This is a genomic window from Pseudosporangium ferrugineum, assembly GCF_003002065.1.
Lineage (GTDB): Bacteria > Actinomycetota > Actinomycetes > Mycobacteriales > Micromonosporaceae > Actinoplanes > Actinoplanes ferrugineus_A.
In genome coordinates this window covers 99,914-122,336 of the sequence record NZ_PVZG01000008.1, presented here as the reverse complement: position 1 = coordinate 122,336, position 22,423 = coordinate 99,914, and the positions used below count along the sequence as shown (strand labels likewise).

Annotated in this window: 22 protein-coding genes and 1 pseudogene; 12 read left to right on the top strand and 11 right to left on the bottom strand. The window is 73.0% G+C overall.

The window, feature by feature from the left end:
* Positions 1-6: 6 nt before the first annotated feature.
* Complete coding sequence (locus tag CLV70_RS18470; RefSeq protein ID WP_106127770.1) at positions 7-777, top strand: isoprenyl transferase; 771 nt, start codon at positions 7-9, stop codon at positions 775-777.
* Between the two features lie 25 nt (positions 778-802).
* Here CLV70_RS18470 and CLV70_RS41085 read toward each other — a convergent pair.
* A pseudogene (locus CLV70_RS41085) lies at positions 803-1,360 on the bottom strand (EamA family transporter); the annotation flags it as partial.
* A 293-nt stretch (positions 1,361-1,653) separates the two neighbouring features.
* On the opposite strand from CLV70_RS41085, the gene CLV70_RS18460 reads away from it, so the two are divergent.
* On the top strand, positions 1,654-2,559 hold the full coding sequence (locus CLV70_RS18460; RefSeq protein WP_106127769.1) for a LysR family transcriptional regulator: 906 nt from the start codon (positions 1,654-1,656) through the stop codon (positions 2,557-2,559).
* Here CLV70_RS18460 and otsB read toward each other — a convergent pair.
* A complete protein-coding gene (gene otsB, locus CLV70_RS18455; RefSeq protein WP_425440181.1) occupies positions 2,503-3,351 on the bottom strand; it encodes a trehalose-phosphatase in 849 nt (282 codons plus the stop codon). The two genes, CLV70_RS18460 and otsB, sit on opposite strands and share 57 nt — an antisense overlap.
* A gap of 260 nt (positions 3,352-3,611) precedes the next feature.
* Here otsB and phoH2 point away from each other — a divergent pair, with 260 nt between their 5' ends.
* The 6 genes from phoH2 (at position 3,612) to CLV70_RS18425 (ending at position 9,470) form a co-directional block, all read left to right on the top strand.
* On the top strand, positions 3,612-5,027 hold the full coding sequence (gene phoH2, locus CLV70_RS18450; protein WP_106127767.1) for an RNA 5'-3' helicase PhoH2: 1,416 nt from the start codon (positions 3,612-3,614) through the stop codon (positions 5,025-5,027).
* A gap of 383 nt (positions 5,028-5,410) precedes the next feature.
* Positions 5,411-6,130 (top strand): aggregation-promoting factor C-terminal-like domain-containing protein, encoded by a 720-nt coding sequence (locus CLV70_RS18445; protein ID WP_106127766.1) that lies wholly within the window; start codon positions 5,411-5,413, stop codon positions 6,128-6,130.
* A 97-nt stretch (positions 6,131-6,227) separates the two neighbouring features.
* A complete protein-coding gene (locus tag CLV70_RS18440; RefSeq protein WP_106127765.1) occupies positions 6,228-6,827 on the top strand; it encodes a helix-turn-helix transcriptional regulator in 600 nt (199 codons plus the stop codon).
* A gap of 74 nt (positions 6,828-6,901) precedes the next feature.
* Complete coding sequence (locus CLV70_RS18435) at positions 6,902-7,918, top strand: NADP-dependent oxidoreductase (RefSeq protein WP_106127945.1); 1,017 nt, start codon at positions 6,902-6,904, stop codon at positions 7,916-7,918.
* 32 nt (positions 7,919-7,950) lie between these two features.
* The gene (locus tag CLV70_RS18430; protein WP_106127764.1) at positions 7,951-8,748 is read left to right on the top strand and encodes a S1 family peptidase; all 798 of its coding nucleotides are present in this window, start codon (positions 7,951-7,953) and stop codon (positions 8,746-8,748) included.
* Between the two features lie 59 nt (positions 8,749-8,807).
* A complete protein-coding gene (locus CLV70_RS18425) occupies positions 8,808-9,470 on the top strand; it encodes a rhomboid family intramembrane serine protease (protein WP_106127763.1) in 663 nt (220 codons plus the stop codon).
* Between the two features lie 4 nt (positions 9,471-9,474).
* Here CLV70_RS18425 and CLV70_RS18420 read toward each other — a convergent pair whose 3' ends face one another.
* Together CLV70_RS18420 and glpX are read right to left on the bottom strand one after the other, a co-directional pair.
* Complete coding sequence (locus CLV70_RS18420; RefSeq protein ID WP_106127762.1) at positions 9,475-10,443, bottom strand: DMT family transporter; 969 nt, start codon at positions 10,441-10,443, stop codon at positions 9,475-9,477.
* The gene (glpX, locus tag CLV70_RS18415; RefSeq protein WP_106127944.1) at positions 10,440-11,465 is read right to left on the bottom strand and encodes a class II fructose-bisphosphatase; all 1,026 of its coding nucleotides are present in this window, start codon (positions 11,463-11,465) and stop codon (positions 10,440-10,442) included. Before glpX ends, CLV70_RS18420 begins: the two co-directional genes overlap by 4 nt.
* Positions 11,466-11,567: 102 nt before the next feature.
* Between glpX and CLV70_RS18410 the strand changes: the two genes are divergently transcribed.
* Positions 11,568-12,107: a DUF4245 domain-containing protein gene (locus tag CLV70_RS18410; protein WP_245908312.1), complete on the top strand. Its 540-nt coding sequence runs from the start codon at positions 11,568-11,570 to the stop codon at positions 12,105-12,107.
* Positions 12,108-12,181: 74 nt separating this feature from the next.
* On the top strand, positions 12,182-13,021 hold the full coding sequence (locus CLV70_RS39720; protein WP_158277782.1) for a hypothetical protein: 840 nt from the start codon (positions 12,182-12,184) through the stop codon (positions 13,019-13,021).
* Positions 13,022-13,024: 3 nt separating this feature from the next.
* Here CLV70_RS39720 and CLV70_RS18400 read toward each other — a convergent pair whose 3' ends face one another.
* The 4 genes from CLV70_RS18400 to CLV70_RS18385 all read right to left on the bottom strand — a co-directional run bounded on the left by CLV70_RS18400 (position 13,025) and on the right by CLV70_RS18385 (position 15,663).
* Positions 13,025-13,225 (bottom strand): exodeoxyribonuclease VII small subunit, encoded by a 201-nt coding sequence (locus tag CLV70_RS18400; protein WP_106127760.1) that lies wholly within the window; start codon positions 13,223-13,225, stop codon positions 13,025-13,027.
* On the bottom strand, positions 13,222-14,448 hold the full coding sequence (gene xseA / locus CLV70_RS18395; RefSeq protein ID WP_106127759.1) for an exodeoxyribonuclease VII large subunit: 1,227 nt from the start codon (positions 14,446-14,448) through the stop codon (positions 13,222-13,224). The genes CLV70_RS18400 and xseA overlap by 4 nt, the downstream gene beginning before the upstream one ends.
* Before the next feature lie 9 nt (positions 14,449-14,457).
* Positions 14,458-14,931, bottom strand: a complete 474-nt coding sequence (locus tag CLV70_RS18390) for a hypothetical protein (protein ID WP_106127758.1) — start codon at positions 14,929-14,931, stop codon at positions 14,458-14,460.
* Positions 14,932-15,072: 141 nt separating this feature from the next.
* The gene (locus CLV70_RS18385; RefSeq protein WP_158277781.1) at positions 15,073-15,663 is read right to left on the bottom strand and encodes a hypothetical protein; all 591 of its coding nucleotides are present in this window, start codon (positions 15,661-15,663) and stop codon (positions 15,073-15,075) included.
* Positions 15,664-15,976: 313 nt separating this feature from the next.
* Here CLV70_RS18385 and CLV70_RS18370 point away from each other — a divergent pair, with 313 nt between their 5' ends.
* Positions 15,977-16,990: a 4-hydroxy-3-methylbut-2-enyl diphosphate reductase gene (locus CLV70_RS18370; protein WP_245908325.1), complete on the top strand. Its 1,014-nt coding sequence runs from the start codon at positions 15,977-15,979 to the stop codon at positions 16,988-16,990.
* A 132-nt stretch (positions 16,991-17,122) separates the two neighbouring features.
* Here CLV70_RS18370 and CLV70_RS18365 read toward each other — a convergent pair whose 3' ends face one another.
* Positions 17,123-17,884, bottom strand: coding sequence for a hypothetical protein (locus CLV70_RS18365; protein ID WP_106127756.1), 762 nt, complete (start codon positions 17,882-17,884; stop codon positions 17,123-17,125).
* 54 nt (positions 17,885-17,938) lie between these two features.
* Between CLV70_RS18365 and CLV70_RS18360 the strand changes: the two genes are divergently transcribed.
* Positions 17,939-19,099 (top strand): DNA recombination protein RmuC, encoded by a 1,161-nt coding sequence (locus CLV70_RS18360; protein ID WP_106127755.1) that lies wholly within the window; start codon positions 17,939-17,941, stop codon positions 19,097-19,099.
* A gap of 137 nt (positions 19,100-19,236) precedes the next feature.
* Here the strand turns inward: CLV70_RS18360 and CLV70_RS18355 are convergent, their stop codons facing one another.
* Entirely contained in the window at positions 19,237-19,776 is a 540-nt protein-coding gene (locus CLV70_RS18355; RefSeq protein ID WP_106127754.1) for a hypothetical protein, read from the bottom strand.
* A gap of 110 nt (positions 19,777-19,886) precedes the next feature.
* Positions 19,887-22,418, bottom strand: coding sequence for a valine--tRNA ligase (gene valS / locus CLV70_RS18350; protein ID WP_106127753.1), 2,532 nt, complete (start codon positions 22,416-22,418; stop codon positions 19,887-19,889).
* Positions 22,419-22,423 lie beyond the last annotated feature (5 nt).

Genomic DNA, 22,423 nt, shown 5'->3' with positions numbered 1-22,423 from the left:
GACGCGATGACTCTGCGGTCCCTGGTCTATTCGGTGTACGAACGGCGGCTCGCCGGCAAACTGGCCGGCAAGCCGGTGCCGCAGCACGTCGGCGTCATGTGCGACGGCAACCGGCGGTGGGCCCGCGAGATGGGTTACGTCGACCCCAACGACGGCCACCGGGTCGGCGCGGTCCGCATCAAGGAGCTGCTCGGCTGGTGCGACCAGGCGGGCATCAAGCACGTCACGCTCTACCTGCTGGCGACCGACAACCTGCGCCGCCCGGCCGCCGAGCTCGACCCGCTGCTGACCATCATCGAGGACCTCGCCACCGAGCTGGCCGAGGACGGCAACCCGTGGCGGCTGCGCATCGTCGGCGCCCTCGACCTGCTGCCGGCCGCGACCGCCACCACGCTGAAGGCCGCCCAGGAGAAGACCCGCGAGCGCTCCGGCGGCGTCGAGGTCAACATGGCGGTCGGCTACGGCGGGCGCCGCGAGATCACCGACGCCGTCCGCTCCCTGCTGCACGAGCACGCCGCCGCCGGCCGCACGCTCGAGGAGCTCGCCGAGATCCTGGACGTCGAGCACATCGCCGAGCACCTCTACACCCGCGGTCAGCCCGATCCCGACCTGGTCATCCGGACCAGCGGGGAGCAGCGGCTGTCGGGCTTCCTGCTGTGGCAGTCGGCGCACTCGGAGTTCTACTTCCACGACGCCAACTGGCCCGACTTCCGCCGGACGGATTTCCTGCGGGCGCTGCGGTCGTACGCGGGCCGTCAGCGCCGCTACGGCGCCTGAGGCTGCTCGCCGCCAGGACGGTCATCACCACCGCGATGCCCGCCCACTCGTGCGCGTGCAGCCCCTGCCCGAGCAGCACCATCCCGCTGAGCGCCGCCAGCACGGGATGGACGCTCATGAAGATGCCGAAGATCCGCGGCGGGACGGTGCGAAGGGCGATCAGGTCTCCCGCGTACGGGACGGCGCTCAGCACCCCCGCGACGGCCGCGTAGCCCAGCGCCGCCCCGTCCAGCCGCCCCTGGACCAGCAGCGTCACCGTGACCGGCAGATACGCCAGCGCGGAGACCGACGTGGCCACGGCCAGCCCCTGCACGCCTGGCAGCCGCGCCCCCACGATCCGGTTCAGCAGGATGTACGACGCCCAGCACCCGGCCGCCACCAGGGCGAGGGCCACTCCGGCGTAGTCGCTGGACGGGCCGGGGAGGACCAGCACGTACACGCCCGCGCCGGCCGCCGCCGCGCACAGCAGGTCGAAGCGGGTACGCGAGGCCAGCAGCGCCACCGACAGCGGCCCGAGGACCTCGAGGGTCACCGCCAGGCCGAGCCCGATCCGGTCGATCGCCGTGTAGAGGCTGAGGCCCATCGTCGCGAACACCGCGCCCAGCAGCAGGACCGGCCACCACTGGGCGCGCGTGAACCGGCGCGGATCCGGGCGGGCGGCCGGCAGCAGGAGCGCCGCGGCCACCAGCTGCCGTACGGCCATCGCCCCGGCCGGCCCCAGGGCACCGAACGCGTGGGCGCCGGCGGCGGCGCCGACCTGGTTGGCGGCGGCGCTGCCGAGCATCGTGGCGAGTCCGGTGAGTCTCATGCCGCCAGGCTCGCCCGGGACCGCCGCCGGGAGAAATGCACGGGTCGGCGCACTTATACGCTCGGCGCATGGATGTGCGGTTCCACCAGCTCAGGGCCCTGGTCGCGGTGGCCGGCGCCGGGTCCTTCACGGATGCCGCGGCGCAGCTCGGCGTCTCGCAGGCGGCCGTCTCCCGGGCGGTCGCGGCCCTGGAGAAGGAGCTGGGTGCCCGGATCGTCGAGCGCACCACCCGGCACGTGACGCTGACCCCGCTCGGCGTCCGGATCGTCGCGCAGGCCCAGCGCGTTCTCGCCGAGGTCGCCCTGCTCACCCGGATGGCGACCGAGCGGCGGGAGTTGCGGGTGGGCTACGCGTGGGCGGCGCTGGGCAGGCACACCCGGCGGTTGCAGAAACAGTGGGCCGCGGCCCGTCCCGACCTGCCGTTGATCTTCGTCCAGGCGATCGACCCGACGGGTGGGCTGGCGGACGGCAGCTCCGACGTCGCCGTCATCCGCTGGGCGCTGGACGATCCCCGTTTCGCCACCGCCGGGATCGGCTACGAGTCGCGCTACGCGGCGGTCGCGACGGACAGCGCCCTCGCGCGGCGGCGATCGCTGCGGATCGCCGACCTGGCCCGCTACACGGTGGCGATCGACTCGCGGACCGGCAGCACCACCCTGGACCTGTTCCCGCCGGACGCGCCGCCGCGCGCCCTGCGGGAGACGGGTGCCGTGGACGAGTGGCTGACCCTCATCGCCGCGGGGCAGGCCGTCGGGATCACCGCCGAGGCGACGGCGCACCAGTATCCGCGGCCGGGGGTGGCCTACCGGGTGCTGCGGCACGCGCCGCGGATCGCCGTGCGGCTGGCGTGGTGGCGCGAGGATCCGCCGCGCCACCTGGAGGAGCTGGTGGCGGCGGCGCGGACGCTGTGGGGCGGGTCAGCGGCCGAAGGCGGGAAGGGCCCCGGCGAGGAAACCGGCGACGGCCTCCGGTGACTCCAGCGTCAGGTCGGCGGCGCTGGAGACCTCGGCGCCGGTCTCCGGGTTGGCGACCGCCACGCACATGCCGAAGAAGTCCGGGTCGACCGCCTCGCGGGCGCGCAGCGCGTCGAACGCCTTGATGTCGGACATGTCGTCGCCGAAATACCAGGCGCAGCCGGCGTTGAGCACGCCCTCGCTGATCACCATGCCCTTGTCCTGGTCGACCGGGGGCTTCAGCTCGACCACCATGCGGCCGCCCTGCACCCGCAGGCCCAGCCGCTCGGCCTGCTCGTGTCCCCAGCGCTCCACCTGGGCCGCGAGCTGCGGCGCCGTGCGGTAGTGCAGGGCCACCGAGAGTCGCTTGTACTCCACCAGGATCGGCTCGGGCAGCTCCGCCCTGGCGCGCTCGGCCAGCTCGGCCATGGGTGGCACCCAGGGCAGGGCCGCCGGCTCGGTCACGACGTCGCCGTCGTGCCACACCTCCAGGCCGTACAGCCCGTAGAGGTCGACGTGCTCGAGCGACTGGAACCGAGAGCGCAGGAAGCTCACCGGGCGCGCCGACACGATGGCCACCCGGGCCACCCTGGCGGCGAGCTGCTCGAGGACCCCGAGGACGGACGGGACCGGCTGGGAGGCGTCCGGGTCGTCCGTGACGGGGGAGAGCACACCGTCGAAGTCGAAGAAGAAGGTGGTGTCCTTGGCCCGCGAGGCGGTGAACTGCCAGGCCTCCGCGGCGCTGAGAGGGTGCGAGGGGCGCGCGTTGTTCAGCGGTGCTTCACTGCTGGATTCAGGCGGTGTCTCAGGCACAATTCCCAGCCTACCCGCCGTTCGGCTCATTGCACGGCGGCGGAACGTCGACAAATTGGCGTATCTCGCGGGTACTACCGAAGGTGGCTCTTGACCGCTAGCGTTCTAGTCATGGCACGGGGTTTTCCCGGGCCATCCGGTCGGCCCGGACCTGCGACGTAGTGCGCCACGGGGCCCGCATCCCGACCCCGTGCAAGTGAGGGGCGCCGGTAGAGGCGGACCGCGGGCGGACCGGGTTGCACGCCCGCTGGAGCAGGCCTGTGACATCTCGCCGTACTGACGCCGGGGCCGCACACACCGACCCGGCCGCCAAAGTCTCCAGCAGCCGCGCCTCCTCGGGACGCCGGGCGTCCCGGGACCGGCACGCAGACGCGGAGCCCGCCCCAGCCGGCCGGGTCTTCGTGCTGGACACCTCGGTCCTGCTGTCCGATCCGGCGGCGTTCCGCCGGTTCACCGACCACGAGGTGATCATTCCGCTGGTGGTGATCTCCGAGCTGGAGGGCAAGCGGCACCATCCGGAGCTGGGGTGGTTCGCCCGCCAGGCGTTGCGCATGCTCGACGAACTGCGGATCAAGCACGGGCGGCTGGACCATCCGGTGCTCTGCAACGACGAGGGCGGCACCGTGCGGGTGGAGCTCAACCACGCCGACCAGAGCGTGCTGCCGCTGGGCTTCCGCAACGACTCCAACGACACCCGGATCCTGTCCGTGGCGCTGGGGCTCACCGCCGAGGGCCGCGACGTCACGCTGGTCAGCAAGGACATGCCGCTGCGGGTCAAGGCCGCCTCCGTCGGCCTCACCGCCGACGAGTACCTGCACGGCCAGGCCAGCGATCCGACCTGGACCGGCATGGCGGAGCTCGAGCTCAACGACGACGACGTCAATCGCCTGTACGCCGGCGACGAGCTCCAGCTGGAGGAGACCGGGCACCTGCCCTGCCACACCGGCCTGGTCGTGCACTCCTCGCGGGGTTCGGCCCTGGCCCGGGTGAACCCCGACCAGACGGTCAAGCTGGTGCGCGGCGACCGGGAGGCGTTCGGCCTGCGCGGACGCTCGGCGGAGCAGCGGGTGGCGCTCGACATCCTGCTCGACGAGTCGATCGGCATCGTGTCGCTCGGCGGCCGGGCCGGCACCGGCAAGTCGGCGCTGGCGCTCTGCGCGGGCCTCGAGGCCACGATGGAGCGCAACCGCCACAAGAAGGTCGTCGTCTTCCGGCCCCTGTACGCCGTCGGCGGCCAGGAGCTGGGCTACCTGCCGGGCAGCGAGTCCGAGAAGATGTCGCCGTGGGCGCAGGCGGTGTTCGACACGCTCGGCGCGGTGGTCCACGCGAACGTCATGGAGGAGGTCCTGGCCCGCGGGATGCTCGAGGTGCTGCCGCTGACCCACATCCGGGGCCGCAGCCTGCACGACGCCTTCGTGATCGTGGACGAGGCGCAGTCGCTGGAACGCAACGTGCTGCTCACCGTGCTGTCCCGGATCGGTCAGGGCTCCCGGGTGGTGCTCACGCACGACGTCGCCCAGCGCGACAACCTGCGGGTGGGCCGGCACGACGGGGTCACCGCGGTGATCGAGGCGCTCAAGGGGCACCCGATCTTCGCGCACGTCACCCTGACGAGGTCTGAGCGGTCGCCCATCGCCGAGGTCGTCACCGACCTGTTGGAGGAGATCCCGCTCTGAGGTGTGTCACCGTGAGGCGGGTTCCGGCCGGAACCCGCCTCACTCCATGTCCGGGCTCGATTACACGCTGTGACAGTGCTTATATCGTACGGGTGATGCGATGTGGCCCGTTTCGTGGGCTCTCAGACCCGAACGTCCTGTGATTCATTTCACTCATAGGCCTCGTTGTTTCACATCCACTTCACGGTGCGCGATGGTGGCTGGCGAGCATCATTCGCGTGGCCGCGCCGGTCGGAGCTCGATCGGCGGCCATCGGGACCGGTGAGCGAGTGCCGGTCCGCGCGGCCCGAGGGGCCGAGGATGCTCGCGGTGCGAGCCGCTGCCGGCCCCGGGGGGCCGGCGGTTTTGCGCCGCGTCCTTGCCCCCTACGAAGGGAAATCTTCGTGAATCGGCTCTGGAGCCGGGTCGGAATCCGTTCGGCCTCCGTAGGTCTGCTCGTCCTGGGCGTGATCGGCGGGGTCTATCTCGGACAGGGCCGGGAAGTCCAGGCGCGGAGCGCCGGCACTCAGCTCGCGGTCCAGGCGGACACCGACGAGATGCAGCTGCTCAAGGATCGGCACAACCAGCACGCCGCGGTGCGTGCGTACCAGCGCGAAGCCGAGGGCGAAGCCGCCTCGAAGGCCGCGACCGAGGCGAAGGCGGCGGCCGGCAAGGCCCGCACCCTCGAGAAGAAGGCGATCGAGAGGAAGGCCGCCGAGGAGGCCGCGAAGAAGGCTGCCGACGAGAAGAAGGCCGCCGAGTCCGGCGGCTCCGGCTCGACGGTGGAGTACACCGGCGACATCCCCTCCTCCTGCGACGAGTTCAGCGGCAACCGGGCGACCGGCTGCGCGCTCATGCTGGAGGCGGGTTTCAAGATCAGTCAGTTCTCCTGCCTGAACAAGCTGTGGAAGAAGGAGAGCGGCTGGAACCACCGCGCCTCCAACCCCAGCTCCGGCGCGTACGGCATCCCGCAGGCCCTGCCCGGCAACAAGATGGGCACGGTGGCCTCGGACTGGAAGACCAACCCGGCCACCCAGATCAAGTGGGGCCTCGGCTACATCGAGGGCCGGTACAACACGCCGTGCAACGCGTGGGCGCACTCGCAGGACACCGGCTGGTACTGAGCCCTGCCGCGGCCGGACTGCCCTGGGCGGTGCGGCCGGCGGCCGGAGGTCCGGGCTCGGCGCGCCATCACCGTCTCGACGACGTGGTGGTCTCCGAATGGGAGGCGCCGCCGTTCGAGGCGAGCCGGTCGCGCTGGTCATGCTCCTGATGCCGCGCCGGCCCCTCGAGGCGGCGAACTGCCCGCTGCGGATCGGCGACGTCGTTCCCGGCGACCTGTCGGCCTCGCGGCTGCTGCACGGTTATCTCGACGCGCTCTGCCCGATCCTGCCGGCGCTGCCCGGCGTTGCCGCCCTCGCCGCCCGCAACGCCCTGTTCGAGCTGGCCTGGGGCGCGCTCCAGCCGGAGGAGGCGGCCGGTCCGCGGGCGCTGCTGCTCGCGCGGCGCGCTGCGGTGGAGCGCTACCTGGACACCCGGCTCGGCCACGCCGGCCTCACCCGGGAGGAGGTCGCGGCGGCGCACAACATCTCCCTGCGGACGCTGGCGAGGCTCTTCGCCGAGACCGGGGAGACGTTCTCCGGGGTGGTCCGCGCCAAGCGCGTCGCCCGGGTCCGCGAGGAGCTGCTGACCAGCGACGTCTCCGTGGCCGCGCTGGCCCATCGGTGGGGCTTCTTCGACACGAGCCACCTGAACCGGCGGTTCCGGGCGGTGCACCGCATGTCGCCGAAGGAGTACCGCGCCCGCCACCGCGACGCGTAGGACGGCTCCGGCGTACCTGGCGACGGCGCGTGGGTACACGACCGCGCTCCTGTCGCCCGGGAAGAGTCGTGGTCATGGCAATCGCACTCACCAACCGGGCGTTCCTGCTGCGTGGCCGCCCGGCGAAGCTGACCGATCCGGCGCCGCTGGAACTCGTGGAGCGGCCGGTCGGCGCGCTCGCCGACGGGCAGGCGCTCGTCCGGACGCTCCTGCTGTCCGTCGACCCGTCCAGCCGCATCTTCATGAGCGACATCCGCAGCGACCAGCCGCCGGTCGCCGTCGGCGCGGTGATGCGCGGGCTCGCCCTCGGCCGGGTGGCGGCGTCCCGCCGGGCCGATCTGCCGGTCGGCACGCACGTGCTGGGTCTCACCGGCTGGCAGGACTTCGCGGTGGTCGACGCCGGGACGATGCTCATGCCACTGCCCGGACCGCTGCCGGCCGAGCCGGAACTCCTGCTCGGTGTGCTCGGCATGACCGGGGTCACGGCGTGGGTGGCGGTCGAGCTCGCGGACCCGCGGCCGGGCGAGACGGTGGTGGTCCCGGCGGCGGCCGGGGCGGTGGGCTCGATCGCCGGGCAGCTCGCCGCCGAGCGTGGCGCCCGGGTGGTGGGCCTGGCCGGCGGTCCCGGCAAATGCCGGTACGTCGTCGAGGAGCTGGGCTTCGACGCGTGCGTGGACCGGCATGCCCCGGACTGGCGCGACCGGCTGGACGCGGCCACCCGGGACGGCATCGACGTCGACGTCGAACTCGCCGGCGGCGAGATCTTCGACCACGTGCTGGGGCGCCTGAACCGGCACGCCCGGGTCGTGCTGGGCGGGATGATCGCCGACTACAGCGCCGATCCGGCGCACCGGCACGGCGTACGCAATCTGGTGCAGGTGGTCGAGCAGGGCGCGACCGTCCGTGGGCTGCTGCTCGGTGACCACCTCGACCGCTTCGAGCAGATCGTGGGTGAGCTGGCCACCCGGGTCGCCGACGGCCGGCTGCGGCACGCGCAGGAGGTCGTGGACGGTCTGGAGAACGCGCCGGCCGCGCTGGATCGCCTTGTCCGCGGCGACAACCGGGGCAAGGTCGTGGTGCGCGTCGCCTGACACGACGGCCGCTCTAGTGATCAAATGTCCATATGGTCCGGAAAGTCGCTTCGCTGCTCGCCCTCGGTGTACTCGCCTCCGTGCTGGCGGTCAGCCAGCTGGCAGCTCAGGCCGGGGACAGCTCGCCCGGGGCGCAGCCGATCCGGGAGGTCGTCGGCGGTGACCTGGCGCCGGACGGGCGTTTCCCCTGGATGGTGCGGCTCTCGATGGGCTGCGGCGGGGCGCTGACGGCGCCCCGGGTCGTGCTCACGGCCGGGCACTGCGTGGGAGGCTCCGGGCCCGACGACTCGATCGGCGTGGTCGCCGGCGTGACCAACCTGAAGTCCCCCGACGCGGTCAGGGCGCAGTCCGTGTCGGTCGTCCGGGCCTCGGGCTTCCACGGCGAGACCAGCGGGGACGACTGGGCGCTCGTACGGCTCGACCACGCCCTCGACCTGCCGACCCTCGACCTGAGCCGCGGCGGTGCCGACGAGACGGGCACGCTGACCGTCCTCGGCTGGGGGCAGACCAGCGAGCACTCGCTGCGTCAGGAGAAGCGGCTGCGGTACGCGTCCGTACCCGTGGTCTCCGACGAGGTGTGCGCCAAGGCGTACCGGAAGGTCGGGGTGGATCTTGTCAAGAAGGAGTCGATCTGCGCCGGCCGGAAGGGCGTGGACACCTGTCAGGGCGACTCCGGCGGTCCCATGGTGCGGCAGGTCGGCGCGCGATGGGTGCAGGTCGGCATCGTGAGCTGGGGGCTCGGCTGCGCGCGCAAGGGATACCCGGGCGTCTACACGCAGGTCTCGGCGTTCCGCGCGGACATCCGGGCGGCCACCCGGGAACTCAGCTGACCGTGCCCGATCCGACACATCGGGTTGGCGAAGTGGCAGCGATCGGTAACCATCGGGGGATGGGTTACCCGGGGGCGCAGGACGAGGCAGCGGCTAAGGTGGGCACCGAGGCGTTCTTCGCCTCGATCGGGCGTGCCTTCGTGGCGATGTGCGCGGTGGTCCCCGTGCTGTTCCTCATCGAGGCGATCGACATCGGCCTCGGCGCCGGGCGGCTCGACGTGGCCGGCGGCATCATCCCCCGGCGCCTCGACGGCCTCGACGGCGTCCTCTTCAGCCCGTTCCTGCACGCCGGCTGGGACCACCTGTACGGCAACAGCGTCCCGCTGATCCTGGTCGGCACGTTCGCGCTGGCCGGCGGCACCCGGCGCTTCCTCTGGTCCACCCTGGTGATCGTGCTGGTCAGCGGCTTCGGGGTGTGGCTGGTGGGCGACCCGAGCAGCGTCGTCGTGGGGGCGAGCGGGGTGGTCTTCGGCTACCTCGGCCTGCTGTTCGCCCGCGGCTTCGTCGAGCGCAGCTGGTGGAACCTCGGCGTCGCCGCGTTCATCGGGCTGCTGTACTGGTATCAGATCTACAACATCCTCCCCACCGACCAGCCGGTCTCCTGGCAGGGGCACCTGCTCGGCCTGCTCGGCGGGGTGGTCGCCGCGATCGCGTTCCGGCGCCGGCGCCCCCGCCCGGCCGCCAGCCTCTACGATCCGGACGCGACCCTCACCGACATCTGAGGCGTCAGCGGCCGCGCCGCGCCGGCAGCACGGCCACGGCCACCGCGACCAGGGTCAGCGCCGCGCCCACGACGGTGTTCCAGCCGGGCCGGCCCGCGTCGGACGGGACGACGGCGTCGATCAGCAGCGCGCCGGTGACCTGGCCCGCGATCATGCCGAGGCCGAGCAGCAGCACGCCGGTCCAGCGGACCACGGCGGCGCCCACGGCGATGAAGACGATGCCGACCATGCCGCCCGAGTACAGCCACCAGGGGCCGGACGGCAGCGTGGACGGGACGCCGCGCAGCAGGGCCGAGACGGCATAGGCCAGGACCAGGACGGCCGTACCCGTGATGAAGTTGATCAGGCTGGCCACCAGGGCACTGCCGGACACCGTACGGACGTGCCCGTTGACCGCCTGCTGCCAGGCGATGCCCAGGCCGGCGAGCAGCGGCAGGACGGCCAGCGCCAGCGCGCTCGGATGGCCGATGCGGTCGGCCACCGAGACCAGCACCGCACCGACCGTGAGCACCGCCCCGGCCAGCCGCGGGACCGTCACCGGCTGCGGGCCGGCCGGACCCGCGCCGGCCCGGTCCACCAGCAGACTGCTCGACGACTGGCCGGCGACCAGGGCCACGATGAAGACGGCCACCCCGAGGGTCGGCACGGTCAGGCCCTGGGTGGCGACCAGGAAGCCGCCGCACATGCCGCCGACGCACTGCCACGGGCGGATCCGGCGGTCGCGCAGCCCCTCGCGCAGGCTGCGGAGCCCGGCCCGGCCCGCCGGCAGCAGTGGCACCAGCAGCGTGAGCACCAGCAGGCCCGAGCCGAACGAGATGATCGCGGCGCCGATCGGGTCGTCGAGGCGTACGGCCAGCTCGCCGTTGATCCGCGACTGGACGGCCAGCGCGCCGCCCGCGGTCACCGCGAGCAGCACGCCGAAGGCGCGCCGCCCCGCGCTCACCGCGGGCGGCGCCGGTGCCGTCTGGGTCACTCGCGCACCGTGGGCAGATGCCCGTCGAAGTCGACCGCCGAGTAGAGCTTGAGCTTCTCCAGCCGGTGGTACGAGTCGATCACCCGGATCGTGCCGCTCTTGGACCGCATGACGATCGACTGGGTGTGCGCCCCGCCGGACCGGTAGCGGACGCCCTTGAGCAGGTCGCCCGAGGTGACCCCGGTGGCCACGAAGAAGCAGTTGTCGCCGGTGACCAGGTCGTCGGTGGTCAGGACCCGGTCGAGGTCGTGCCCGCCGCCGATCGCCTTCTCCCGCTCCGAGTCGTCGAGCGGCCACAGCTTGGCCTGGATCTCGCCGCCGAGGCACTTGAGCGCGCACGCCGCCGTGATGCCCTCCGGGGTGCCGCCGATGCCCATCAGCACGTCGACGTCCGACTCGCTGCGGGCCGCCGAGATGGCGCCCGCGATGTCGCCGTCGGAGATGAACTTGATGTTGGCGCCGGCCGCGCGTACCTCCTCGACGAGCTTCTGGTGGCGGGGCCGGTCGAGGATGCAGACGGTGACGTCGGACACCGACGAGTGCTTCGCCTTCGCGATGCGGCGCAGGTTCTCGGTCGCGCCCGCGTTGATGTCGATCACACCGGCGCAGTCCGGCCCGACCGCGATCTTCTCCATGTAGAACACGGCGCTCGGGTCGAACATCGCGCCGCGCTCGGCGACCGCGAGGACGGCGACGGCGCCCGGCATGCCCTTGCTCATCAGCGTGGTGCCGTCGACGGGGTCGACCGCCACGTCCACCTCGGGGCCCGTCCCGTCGCCCACCTGCTCGCCGTTGAAGAGCATCGGCGCCTCGTCCTTCTCGCCCTCGCCGATCACCACGACCCCGCGCATCTGGATCGAGTTGATGAGCTTGCGCATGGCGTCGACGGCCGCGCCGTCGCCGCCGTTCTTGTCGCCCCGGCCCACCCAGCGGCCGGCGGCCATCGCGGCGGCTTCGGTGACCCGGACGAGATCGAGGGCGATGTTGCGGTCGAGGTCCTGGGGGTTGGCGGAAACGGGCATGGCGGAGGCCTCCTCGCGACGGTGCGGGGTGTGGTCGTTCCCGATCCTCACACGGCGACCTGCGCGAAGTCCCGCGTCCGCGACATGGTTAACAATGGTGGGGTGTCCAGCCCCGAGACCCCCACCGTCGGCAAGCGCGCTGAGCGCCGGCCGCGGGATATGGTGATGTCGCTCGCCGTCCTGCTCGTGCCGATCGCGCTGCTGCTGCTCTTCTACCGGCTCGTGCTCGACGGGGACAAGCCGATCAGCGTGGATCCCGAACCGGCCCTGCAGCAGGCCCGGTCGGCGGCCGTGTTCCCGGTCAGCGCGCCGCAGGGCCTGGGCGACGACTGGCACGTGCAGAGCGCCACCTTCAAGCGCGAGTCCGGCGGCGCCACCCTGCGCCTCGGCTACGCCGACCCGGACGGCAAGCCGCTCCAGCTGATCGAGAGCAGCGTCGCGACCAGCACGCTGATCCCGGCCGAGCTGGGCAAGGACCCCGAGGCGGTGGGCTCGTTCCGCAACGGCGTACGGACCTGGCAGCGCTACGACGCGCGGGCGGGCGAGGACGCGCTGGTGCTGCTGGAGAAGGGCCGCACGCTGATCGTGGTGGGCCCGGCGGACGCCGCGAGCCTCGAACACCTGGCCGGGGCCCTGCCGTAAAACGGGGCAGCGCGGGCGGACCGGCATCCTCTACGCTCCCGCAGTCCATTCGTACTGCCCTGGAGTGACCCTTCATGAATCGCCGGCTCGCCGCCGTTCTCGTACCCCTCCTCGCCTTCTCGCTCGCCGCCTGTTCCGGCGACGACGAGCAGCCGGCCGACCCCAAGGCCGCGCTCGCCGCCTCCACCTCGGGCATCAAGGCCGGCAACTACAGCTTCACCGCCGCCATGCCGGGCGGCTCGACCGGCAAGGGCGTGGTGCACGTGCCCTCGCGCAGCGCCTCGCTCGACCTGGACATGGTCGACGAGGAGAACAAGGGCAAGGTCCAGTTCCGGATCGCCGACGCCGACCGCTTCGTGAAGCTGACGATGGACATGGGCCAGAGCAAGGAACAGCTGGAGAGCCTGTCGGCGCTCGGCGACGACCCGCAGAACGCCAAGCTGGTCGAGGGCATGCGGGCGATGATCGACCTGTTCAGCGGCAAGCACTGGCTCCGGACCGACATGTCGAAGCTGAAGTCAAAGGACTTGCAGTTCAGCATCGACAACCCCGACATCTCCGGCGTCGGCACGCTGTTCGACGGGGTCGTCACCGCGCAGCGCAGCGGCTCGGTCATCACCGGCACGCTCGACGTGACCAAGGTCGGCGACGACACCCAACTCTTCAGCAAGTCGACGTTCGAGGGCGCGGACGCCACCCAGGCCAAGGCGGTGCCGTACGAGGCCACGCTCGACGGCGAGGGCCGGCTCACCAAGCTGGTGCTCGACCTGCCCAAGACCAAGGACGCGCCGGCCGGCAAGGGCACCGTCGAGATCAGCGGCTACGGCGCCGCCACGAAGCAGGAGCCGCCGGCCGCCGCGGAGGTCAAGGAAATGCCGGAATCCGCGTACGAGATGCTCAACAGCGAGGACTGAGCCTCACTCGGAGCGGGCCGCCCGGGACGCCTCGATGCGCTCCCGGGCCCCGTCCAGCCAGCGCTGGCAGACGTCGGCGAGCTTCTCACCGCGCTCCCACAGCGCCAGCGACTCCTCCAGCGAGGCGCCGCCCTGCTCCAGCTTCTCCACGACCGACGCGAGCTCGCCGCGGGCCTGCTCGTAGCTGAGTTTCTCGTCGGTCATGGGCTGCTCTCCTGTACCTCCGTGCGCAGCTCGCCGTCGGCCAGCCGTACGCGCAGAACATCTCCGGTCGTCACCTCGCCCGCCGCCCGGACCACGTGGCCGTCGGCGCGCTGCACGATCGCGTACCCGCGCTCCAGCGTGGCGGCCGGCGACAGGGCCCGCAGCCGCGCCAAGGTATGCCGCAGCTCGTCGTCCGCGCGGCGGAGCCGGTGCTCGAGGCTGCGGGTGCCCCGGTCACGCAGGCCGGCGACGTCGCCCGCCCGCTGCTCGACCAGGGTCTCCGGGCGCGCCAGCGACGGCCGCGAACGCCACGCCTCCAGCCGGTGCGCCTCGCGGTCGATCAGGGTCAGCACCGCCCGGTCCAGGCGCCGCCGGGCCTGCTCGACGATCAGGCTCTCCTCGGCGAGGTCCGGCACGATCCGCTTGGCGGCGTCGGTCGGGGTGGAGGCGCGCAGATCCGCCACGTAGTCCAGCAGGGGCGCGTCGGTCTCGTGGCCGATCGCGCTGACCACCGGCGTACGGCAGCCGAAGACGGCCCGGCACAGCGCCTCGTCGGAGAAGGGCAGCAGGTCCTCGACGCTACCCCCGCCGCGCGCGATCACGATGACGTCGACGGTGTCGTCGTTCTCCAGCACCTTGAGCGCGTCGATGATCTGCGGCACCGCCGTCGGGCCCTGCACCGGCACGTTGATCACCCGGAAGTCCACCCCCGGCCAGCGGCGCCGGGTGTTCATCAGCACGTCCCGCTCGGCCGCCGAGGCGCGCCCGGTGATCAGGCCGATGCGCTGCGGCAGGAACGGCAGTCGGCGCTTGCGATCCCGGGCGAACAGACCCTCGGCGGCGAGCAGCTTCTTGAGCCGTTCCAGCCGGGCCAGCAGCTCGCCGAGCCCCACCTGGCGGATCTCGTCGGCGCGCAGGCTCAGCGAACCGCGCGCGGGATAGAACTCCGGCTTGGCGTGCAGGGTCACCCGGGCGCCCTCGGCCAGCTCCGGCGCGCCGGCGTCGAGCACGTCCCGGTGCGCGGTCACGGTGAGGCTCAGGTCCGCCGACGGGTCGCGCAGGGTCAGGAAGACCACCGCGGCGCCGGGGCGGCGGCTGATCTGGGCCACCTGACCGTCGACCCACACCCAGCCGAGCTTGGCCACCCAGGCGCCGAGCTTCTGGCTGACGACGCGTACGGGCCACGGCTCGTCGGCGGTCGACCTGGGTTCCGGCTGAGTCACCCGGCCAGCCTACGGCCCGCCCTTTCCCGCCCGCCGCACCAGCACGACCAGCATCAGCGCGAACAGGCCCGCATAACCCCAGAACAGCAGATCGGCGAGGAGGCGGGCGCCGTCGACCTGCCAGGCCCGGCCGGCGTCGCGCGCGACGACCGAGAAGGGGTAGCCGTGCCGCTCCGCGAACGACGTGAGGCAGCACGCCGGGCGGCTGGCGGGCAGCGCGGCCAGCACCATCCCGGCGACCGCCGCTCCCGCCGCCGCGAGACAGCCGGTCGGGCGCACCCAGCCCGGCAGGCCGATCAGCAGCGCCCCGCCGGCCACCAGCACGCCGTGGAACAGCAGATATCCGGCCTCCGGCGGGCTGTCCAGCTCGGCCAGGAGGTTCAGCACGCCGATCACCACGGAGAACCAGCCGGCGATCAGCCGCAGGCCGGTGCCGAGGGACGCCAGGACACCGGGCGGATCCGCGGCGCCGGCGGTGCTCATGACTCGAGTATCCCGCCGGGCCGGGCCGCTACGGGCGGGAACGCGGCTTCCGGAGGGCCGCCGGGCCGGGCCGCTGCATGCGGGAACGCATCCGCCGGGCCGGGTCGTTACGGGCGGGGACGCGCCCGTCGGGTCGGGTCGTTACGGGCGGGGACGCGGCTTCCGGAGGGCCGCGGCGAGCAGCAGCCCGAGCAGGCCCCAGAAGACCAGGTTGGCCGCGACGTTCACCGCGTCGACCTGCCAGCCGGCCTGCTCCGCCAGCGCCCGGGCGGTCCGCGGGTCGTCGGCGGTGGCGCCCCTCGCCAGCCACTCGTAAGGCCACCCCCGCGCCTCCACGTACCCGAACATCCCGCCCTCCTGGCCCCGCCGCGCCACCAGCCCGGCCGCCGCGCCGAGCACGGCCGTCGTCCCCGCGGTGAGCGCGGTGAACCGGGCGGGCAGCGGCACCCGGTGCGGCATGAGCAGCACGAGGCCGCCCGCCGTCAGCACCAGCCCCACCGCCATGTCGCAGACCAGAGCCGGCGCGTGCAGGTTGAGCAGGATCCAGGTCAGCCCGCCGACCAGCGCGACCGCACCGGCGAGGCCCCGCAGCGCGGCGCCGAACACCCGCCCGGTGCCGGTGCCGGTGCCGCGGCCGGTGCTGGCGCGGCCGGTGGCGGTGCCGCGGCCTGTGGCGGTCCGGCCGGTGGCGGTGGCGCGGCCGGACTCACCGGGCTCAACTGTGTCGGTCACGGCGCCGAGTATGCCTCGCCGCGCGCCGGCCCGCCCTGGACCGCCCCCGGGCCGGGCGGCTGTGCTGCCCCACCGGGCGGCTGGGCTGCCCCGCCAGGCCGGCTGCCATGCCCCGTCGGGCTGACTGCCACCCCGCCGGGCTGGCTGCTCCGCCGGGAGGGCGTGCTGCCCTGCCGCTCGCTGCCCTGCCGCCCGCTGCCCTGCCGCCCGCTGCCCTGCCGCCCGCTGCCCTGCCGCCCGCCGCCCTGCCGCCCCGCCTCGGATCGACCGGGGGTGAGGTGGTCCGGCTGTGGTGCGCATCGCAGCGGACGAGATCCCGGGCCGGGGCACGTACCATGGCCGGGTGACCTCCGAAGCCCGTACCCCCGTCCGCAAGCGTGTGCTCCTCGCCAAGCCGCGGGGTTACTGCGCCGGTGTCGACCGCGCGGTGCAGACCGTGGAGGAGGCGCTCAAGCTCTACGGCGCCCCGGTGTATGTGCGCAAGCAGATCGTGCACAACAAGCACGTGGTGAGCACCCTCGAGGCTCGCGGCGCGATCTTCGTCGAGGAGAACGAGGAGGTCCCGGAGGGCTCGACCGTCGTCTTCTCGGCGCACGGCGTCGCCCCCGAGGTGCACGAGCAGGCCCGCGAGCGCAACCTCAAGGCCATCGACGCGACCTGTCCGCTGGTCACGAAGGTGCACCACGAGGCGAAGCGGTTCGCGGCTCAGGACTACGACATCCTGCTCATCGGCCACGAGGGCCACGAGGAGGTCATCGGCACCTCCGGCGAGGCGCCGGCGCACATCCAGCTGGTCGACGGGCCCGACGACGTCGAGAACGTGGTGGTCCGCGACCCGTCGAAGGTGGTCTGGCTCTCCCAGACGACCCTCTCCGTCGACGAGACCATGGAGACGGTGGCCCGGCTCAAGACCCGGCTCCCGCTGCTGCAGTCGCCGCCGAGCGACGACATCTGCTACGCGACCTCCAACCGCCAGCACGTGGTCAAGGAGATCGCCCCGGACTGCGACGTGGTCATCGTGGTCGGCTCGGCCAACTCCTCCAATTCCGTACGCCTGGTCGAGGTCGCCCTCGGTGCCGGCGCGAGGGCCGGCCACCTGGTCGACTACGCCTCCGAGATCCGCGACGAATGGCTCGAGGGCGCGACCACCGTGGGTGTCAGCTCCGGCGCCAGCGTCCCGGAAGACCTGGTCATGGAGGTGCTCGCGCACCTGGCGGAGCGCGGCTTCGGCGAGGTCACCGAATACACGACGGCCGAGGAGCGCCTGACGTTCTCGCTGCCCCAGGAGCTGCGCCGAGACATGAAGGCCGCAGCCGCCCGCTCCTAGCGCGGCCGCCCGCACTCAGAAGCCGCCGCCTGCACCTTAATAGGCCGCCCGCGCTCAGAGGGCCGCCTGCGCGTGACGTGGGCCGCCTGCGCGTGACGTGGGCCGCCTGCGCGTGACGTGGGCCGCCCGCGCTCAGAAGTCGCCGCCGAAGTCGCCGCCGCCGAAGTCTCCGCCGCCCCAGTCGCCGCCGCCGCCGAAGTCGCTGCCCTGGTCGGCGGCGCCCTGGTCGGCGCCGAAGTCGCCCGCGGCGTCCTGGAAGCCGTCCTGGTAGCCGTCGCCGTAGCCCATGTCGCCGAAGCCCGGTGAGAGCAGCGCGTCGAAGATGAGCATGCCGCCCAGTACGCCCGCGCCGGCGCCCAGGGCCGTCTTCCAGACCGGCGTCGAATACCAGCCGGCCGGGACGGGACGGCCCTGCACCCGGCCGCCCGGGTAGTAGTAGGGGGTCTCCGCGCCCGGCTGCGGGCCCGCCTTGTAGTGCTGGCCCTGCACGGTCACCTCGCGCTCGCGGGTCAGCTGCCCCGCGCCGTGCGAGCTCATCAGCGGCGGCAGCTCCGGGCCCGGGTCGATGCCCATGGCCGTCCGGGCCGCGCGCACATAGGCGAGACCCTCCAGCGCCGACTCGCGGGCCAGCTCGTACTGCCGGACGGTTCTGGCCTGCTGGAGCTGGCCGCCCGCGGCGTTGTAGCGTTCGCCGGCGTCGGCCAGGGCCTGGCGGGCCGCCGGGTCGTCGCCGTGCAGGTTCATCACCTGGCCGCCGAGCCGCTCGTACCAGCGCTGCGCCTCGGCCCGGGCGTCGTCGAGGTGCCGCTGCTCGCGCGCCACGCTGCCCCGGCGCCAGGCCACGACCACCGCCACCACGATCAGGACCAGGAAGAGCAGCAGAAACACCTTCATGTCATCGACGGTACCCGCGCCGACAACGTCGTACCCCTCTGGCAAGCTCGCAGGGTGAGCTTCTCGACGCTGGCCGTGGTGATCATCTGCCTGGCGGCCGGGGCCGCCCTCGGCTGGCTGGCCGCCCGGCTGCGTGCCGCCGCCGACATCGCCCGGCTGGAGGCGACGCTGCAGGCCGGCCGCGACGGGGAGGAGCGGCTCGAGCAGTCCCTGCGGGCGCTTTCGTACGAGTCCACCGCGCAGTCCCAGGAGGCCGTCGCCCGGGCGGTGGCGCCCCTGCACGAGACGTTGCGCCGCTACGAGCAGCGGGTGGCCGAGCTCGAACGCGACCGCGTCGACGCGTACGCGGAGCTCCGCGAGCAGGTGCGGGCCATGGGCCTGGTCTCGGGCGAGCTGCGGACCGAGACGAAGCAGCTGGTCGCCGCGTTGCGTGCCCCGCAGGTCCGGGGCCGCTGGGGCGAGCACCAGCTGCGGCGCATCGTCGAGGCGGCCGGGCTGCTGGAGCACTGCGACTTCGCCGAGCAGGTCACGTCCACCACGGACCGCCAGGGCGTACGGCCGGACCTGGTGGTGCGCCTGCACGGCGGCCGGTCGGTGGTGGTGGACGCGAAGGCGCCGTTCGACGCGTACCTGTCCGCTATGGAGGCCCGCGACGAGCGCACCCGCGACTCCCACCTGGACCAGCACGCCAAGGTGCTGCGGGGGCACGTGGACGCGCTGGCCGCCAAGGCGTACTGGACGGCGTTCGACCAGAGCCCCGACTTCGTCGTGCTGTTCGTGCCCGCCGACCCGTTCCTCGACGCCGCCCTGCAACGCGACGCGACCCTGATGGAGCACGCCTTCGCCCGCAACGTCGTGCTGGCCACGCCGGCGACGCTGGTGGCGCTGCTGCGTACGGTCGCCTACTCGTGGCGCCAGGAGGCCCTGGCCCGCAACGCCCTGGCGGTCCACGCCCTGGCCCGCGAGCTGTACGGCCGCCTCGCCACCCTCGGCGACCACGTCGGCAAGCTCGGCGCGTCGCTGGGCGGGGCGGTGACGGCGTACAACCGCGCGGTCGGCTCGCTGGAGTCCCGGGTGCTGGTCAGCGCCCGCAAACTCGCCGAGATGGGCGTCTCCGACGAGGAACTCGCGGTGCCGGCCCAGGTCGAGTTGACCCCCCGCCAGCCGCAGGCCCCCGAGCTGCTCGAAACCCCGGACCCGACGAGAGTCCGGTGATGCGAATCCGGTCCCTGAGTTCGGGCAATGGTTTGGCGGTTCCTCCACAGTGTCGGTGCCGCCGAACCGCGCCACCGATGACGACGGCGCTCGACAAGGTTTCGCTGACGCGGTGAGCGGGAGCTCCGGGCCGCGGCTCAGCGGAGGTGGCGGTCCAGTTCGCGGCGGAGGGCGCGGGGGCCGGGCCAGACCTGGGTGAGGTCGGCGGTGAAGGCCGGGGCGCCGTTCTCCTCGTCGTGCAGGGCCGGCCAGCCCTCGTCGCCCTGGGAGACCGGGTGGACGCGGTCGAGGTCGACCGGGGTGACGTCGAGGAGCATGCGCAGGCCGCTGCGGCGTACCGCCACGTGTTCGATGTCGGGCCAGGCGAGGAGGACCGGGTCGCTGCCCTCGGCGGCGACCTCGAGGCCGCCTGAGGATGACCGTACCCAGGTGCGCAGGGCGGAGCGGGACGACAGGGCGTAGCCGCCCGCCGTGAGGGTGGCGATCACCGCGCCCTGGGCCGCGGTCGACCACCAGGGGTCGTGCGGGGCGCCGAGCAGGAGCGCGACCAGCGGCGAGACGGCCACGTACGCGACCAGTAGCACCGCGAACAGGGCCGCGAACGTCCGGCCCGGGGACGAGCGGAACAGGACGGCGTCGGCGGCGGGCGGCTCGACCTCCTCGGGCGGGATCGACATACCGTCCATGCTGCCGTCTCGGAGCGGTCCCCGGGTCCGGGTTGGGGAAGTCCCGGCGTCCCGGAGCGGTCCCCGGTCCGGGTGGGGGAAGTCCCGGACCGGGGGGATGCTCAGAACGCGCAGGCGATGACCAGCTCGGGCGTCCGGTCCGGCAGCATGTCGAGCTTGCCGATCCGGCCCGCCGCCTTCACGTCGTCCTCCACCAGCGCGAGCCGTTCCAGCAGTGCGGCCGGGCCGAGCGCCTCGGCGAGCGGGACCTCCGCCTTCATCGACAGCTTCCGGTCCGACTTGGCGCGCCGGACCTGCCGCAGGGCCGCCCCCGCCAGGTCGAGCAGGTCGGCGTCGCCGCCGGGGGCGACGCGCAGCAGCTCGTACTTCGTCGGCCAGGTCGCGCGGTGCACCGAGCCGTAGCGCCACCACGACCAGATCTCCTCGGTCGCGTACGGCAGGAACGGCGCGAACAACCGCAGCAGCACCGACAACCCGGCCGCGAGGGCCGCCCGCGCCGAGTCGCCGGCAGGGCCCTGCGCGTACGCCCGGTCCTTGACGAGCTCGATGTAGTCGTCGCAGAACGTCCAGAAGTACGCCTCGGTGGCGGCGAGCGCGGTCGTGTGGTCGTACCCGTCGAAGGCGGTCGTGGCCTGCTCCACCACCTCGGCGAGCCGGGTCAGTGCGGCCCGGTCGAGGTCCGCCGTGACCGGTTGCCGCAGGGCGTCCGCGGCGCCCAGGCCGAGGGCGAAACGCGAAGCGTTGAGCAGCTTCGTCGCCAGCCGCCGGCCCACCTTGATCTGCGCCGGGTCGAACGCGAGGTCGGCGCCGGGCCGGCCGTTCGCGGCCCAGTAGCGGACGGCGTCGGAGCCGCTCTGCTCGAGCAGGTCCATCGGGGTGACGACGTTGCCCTTGGATTTCGACATCTTCTTGCGGTCCGGGTCGAGGATCCAGCCGGACTGCACCGTCGTGTGCCAGGGCAGCGTGCCGTGTTCGGCGTCCGAGCGGACGACCGAGTAGAACAGCCAGGTCCGGATGATCTCCTGGCCCTGGGGGCGCAGGTCCATCGGGAACACCTTCGAGAACAGGTCCTCGTCGGTGCCCCAGCCGCCGACGATCTGCGGGGTCAGCGACGAGGTGGCCCAGGTGTCCATGACGTCCGGGTCGGCCGTGAAACCGCCCGGGACGTCGCGCTGGGATTCGTCGAAGCCGGGCGGACACTCCGAGGAAGGGTCGACCGGCAGCGCCGAAACGTCCGGTATGAGAAGCTGGCCGTGGTCCGGCTCGCCAGCGTCGTCGAGCCGGTACCACACCGGGATGGGCACGCCGAAGAACCGCTGGCGGCTGATCAGCCAGTCGCCGGTGAGGCCGCCGACCCAGTGCTCGTAGCGGTGCCGCATGTGCTCCGGGATCCAGCGCAGCTCCCGGCCCCGGTCGAGCAGCTTCTCCCGCAGGTCCGCGTCGCGGCCGCCGTTGCGGATGAACCACTGCCGGCTGGTGACGATCTCCAGCGGCGAGTCGCCCCGCTCGTAGAACTTGACCGGGTGCGTGATCGGCCGCGGCTCGCCCAGCAGGTCGCCGGTCTCGGTGAGGATGCGGACGATCTCGCGCCGGGCGGCGTTGGCGGTCAGGCCGGCGAACTGGGCGTACGCCGCCTCGGGCACGCCGGCCGGGCGGTCCGGCAGGAACCGGCCGTCGCGGCCCAGCACCACCCGGGTGTCCAGCTGCAGATCCCGCCACCAGATGACGTCGGTGAGGTCGCCGAAGGTGCAGACCATCGCGACGCCGGTGCCCTTGTCGGGGTCGGCGAGCGGGTGGCCGTACACGGGAACCTCGACGTCGAAGAACGGCGTGCGGACGGCCGTGCCCACCAGCGGGTGTTCCGGGTGGCAGACCAGCGCGACGCAGGCCGGCAGCAGCTCCGGCCGGGTGGTGTCGACCTCGACCGGCCCGTCCGGGCCGTGGAACCGCAGCCGGTGGTACGCCCCGGGCCGTTCCCGGTCCTCGATCTCGGCCTGCGCGACCGCCGTGCGGAACCCGACGTCCCACAGCGTCGGCGCCTCCGACGTGTACGCCTCCCCGCGCGCGAGGTTGTCGAGGAACGCCCGCTGCGACACCGCCTGCGACTTCGGCCCGATCGTCGTGTATGTCAGCCCCCAGTCGACGGACAGCCCGAGCCGCCGCCACAGCGCCTCGAACACCTTCTCGTCCTCGACGGTCAGCCGGTTGCACAACTCGACGAAGTTGCGCCGCGACACCGCGGCGGCCGGCTTCGGCGGCTTCGCGGGCGGCTGCCACTGCGGGTCGTACGGCAGCGAGGGATCGCAGTAGACGCCGTAGACGTTCTGGACCCGGCGCTCGGTCGGCAGCCCGTTGTCGTCCCATCCCATCGGGTAGAAAACGGTCTTGCCCCGCATCCGCTGGAACCGGGCGACCGTGTCGGTGTGCGTGTACGAGAACACGTGCCCCATGTGCAGCTCGCCCGATACGGTCGGCGGAGGCGTGTCGATCGCGTATACGTCGGCCCGCTCCTTCGAGCGGTCGAACGCATACGTGCCCTCCTCCTGCCAGCGGCGCGCCCACTTCTCCTCGAGCCCGTCCAGGGACGGTCGCTCGGGCAGACCGGCGCGCGCGGTCTTTCCCGTATCAGTCATGCCGC

Excerpts from the sequence above, each read along its gene's own strand:
- CLV70_RS18470 (WP_106127770.1), top strand. The coding sequence starts at position 7 with ATGACTCTGCGGTCCCTGGTCTATTCGGTGTACGAACGGCGGCTCGCC.
- CLV70_RS18460 (WP_106127769.1), top strand. The coding sequence starts at position 1,654 with ATGGATGTGCGGTTCCACCAGCTCAGGGCCCTGGTCGCGGTGGCCGGC.
- CLV70_RS18440 (WP_106127765.1), top strand. The coding sequence starts at position 6,228 with ATGGGAGGCGCCGCCGTTCGAGGCGAGCCGGTCGCGCTGGTCATGCTC.
- CLV70_RS18435 (WP_106127945.1), top strand. The coding sequence starts at position 6,902 with ATGGCAATCGCACTCACCAACCGGGCGTTCCTGCTGCGTGGCCGCCCG.
- CLV70_RS18430 (WP_106127764.1), top strand. The coding sequence starts at position 7,951 with ATGGTCCGGAAAGTCGCTTCGCTGCTCGCCCTCGGTGTACTCGCCTCC.
- CLV70_RS18425 (WP_106127763.1), top strand. The coding sequence starts at position 8,808 with ATGGGTTACCCGGGGGCGCAGGACGAGGCAGCGGCTAAGGTGGGCACC.
- glpX (WP_106127944.1), bottom strand. The coding sequence starts at position 11,465 with ATGCCCGTTTCCGCCAACCCCCAGGACCTCGACCGCAACATCGCCCTC.
- CLV70_RS39720 (WP_158277782.1), top strand. The coding sequence starts at position 12,182 with ATGAATCGCCGGCTCGCCGCCGTTCTCGTACCCCTCCTCGCCTTCTCG.
- CLV70_RS18400 (WP_106127760.1), bottom strand. The coding sequence starts at position 13,225 with ATGACCGACGAGAAACTCAGCTACGAGCAGGCCCGCGGCGAGCTCGCG.
- CLV70_RS18390 (WP_106127758.1), bottom strand. The coding sequence starts at position 14,931 with ATGAGCACCGCCGGCGCCGCGGATCCGCCCGGTGTCCTGGCGTCCCTC.
- CLV70_RS18365 (WP_106127756.1), bottom strand. The coding sequence starts at position 17,884 with ATGAAGGTGTTTCTGCTGCTCTTCCTGGTCCTGATCGTGGTGGCGGTG.
- CLV70_RS18355 (WP_106127754.1), bottom strand. The coding sequence starts at position 19,776 with ATGTCGATCCCGCCCGAGGAGGTCGAGCCGCCCGCCGCCGACGCCGTC.
- valS (WP_106127753.1), bottom strand. The coding sequence starts at position 22,418 with ATGACTGATACGGGAAAGACCGCGCGCGCCGGTCTGCCCGAGCGACCG.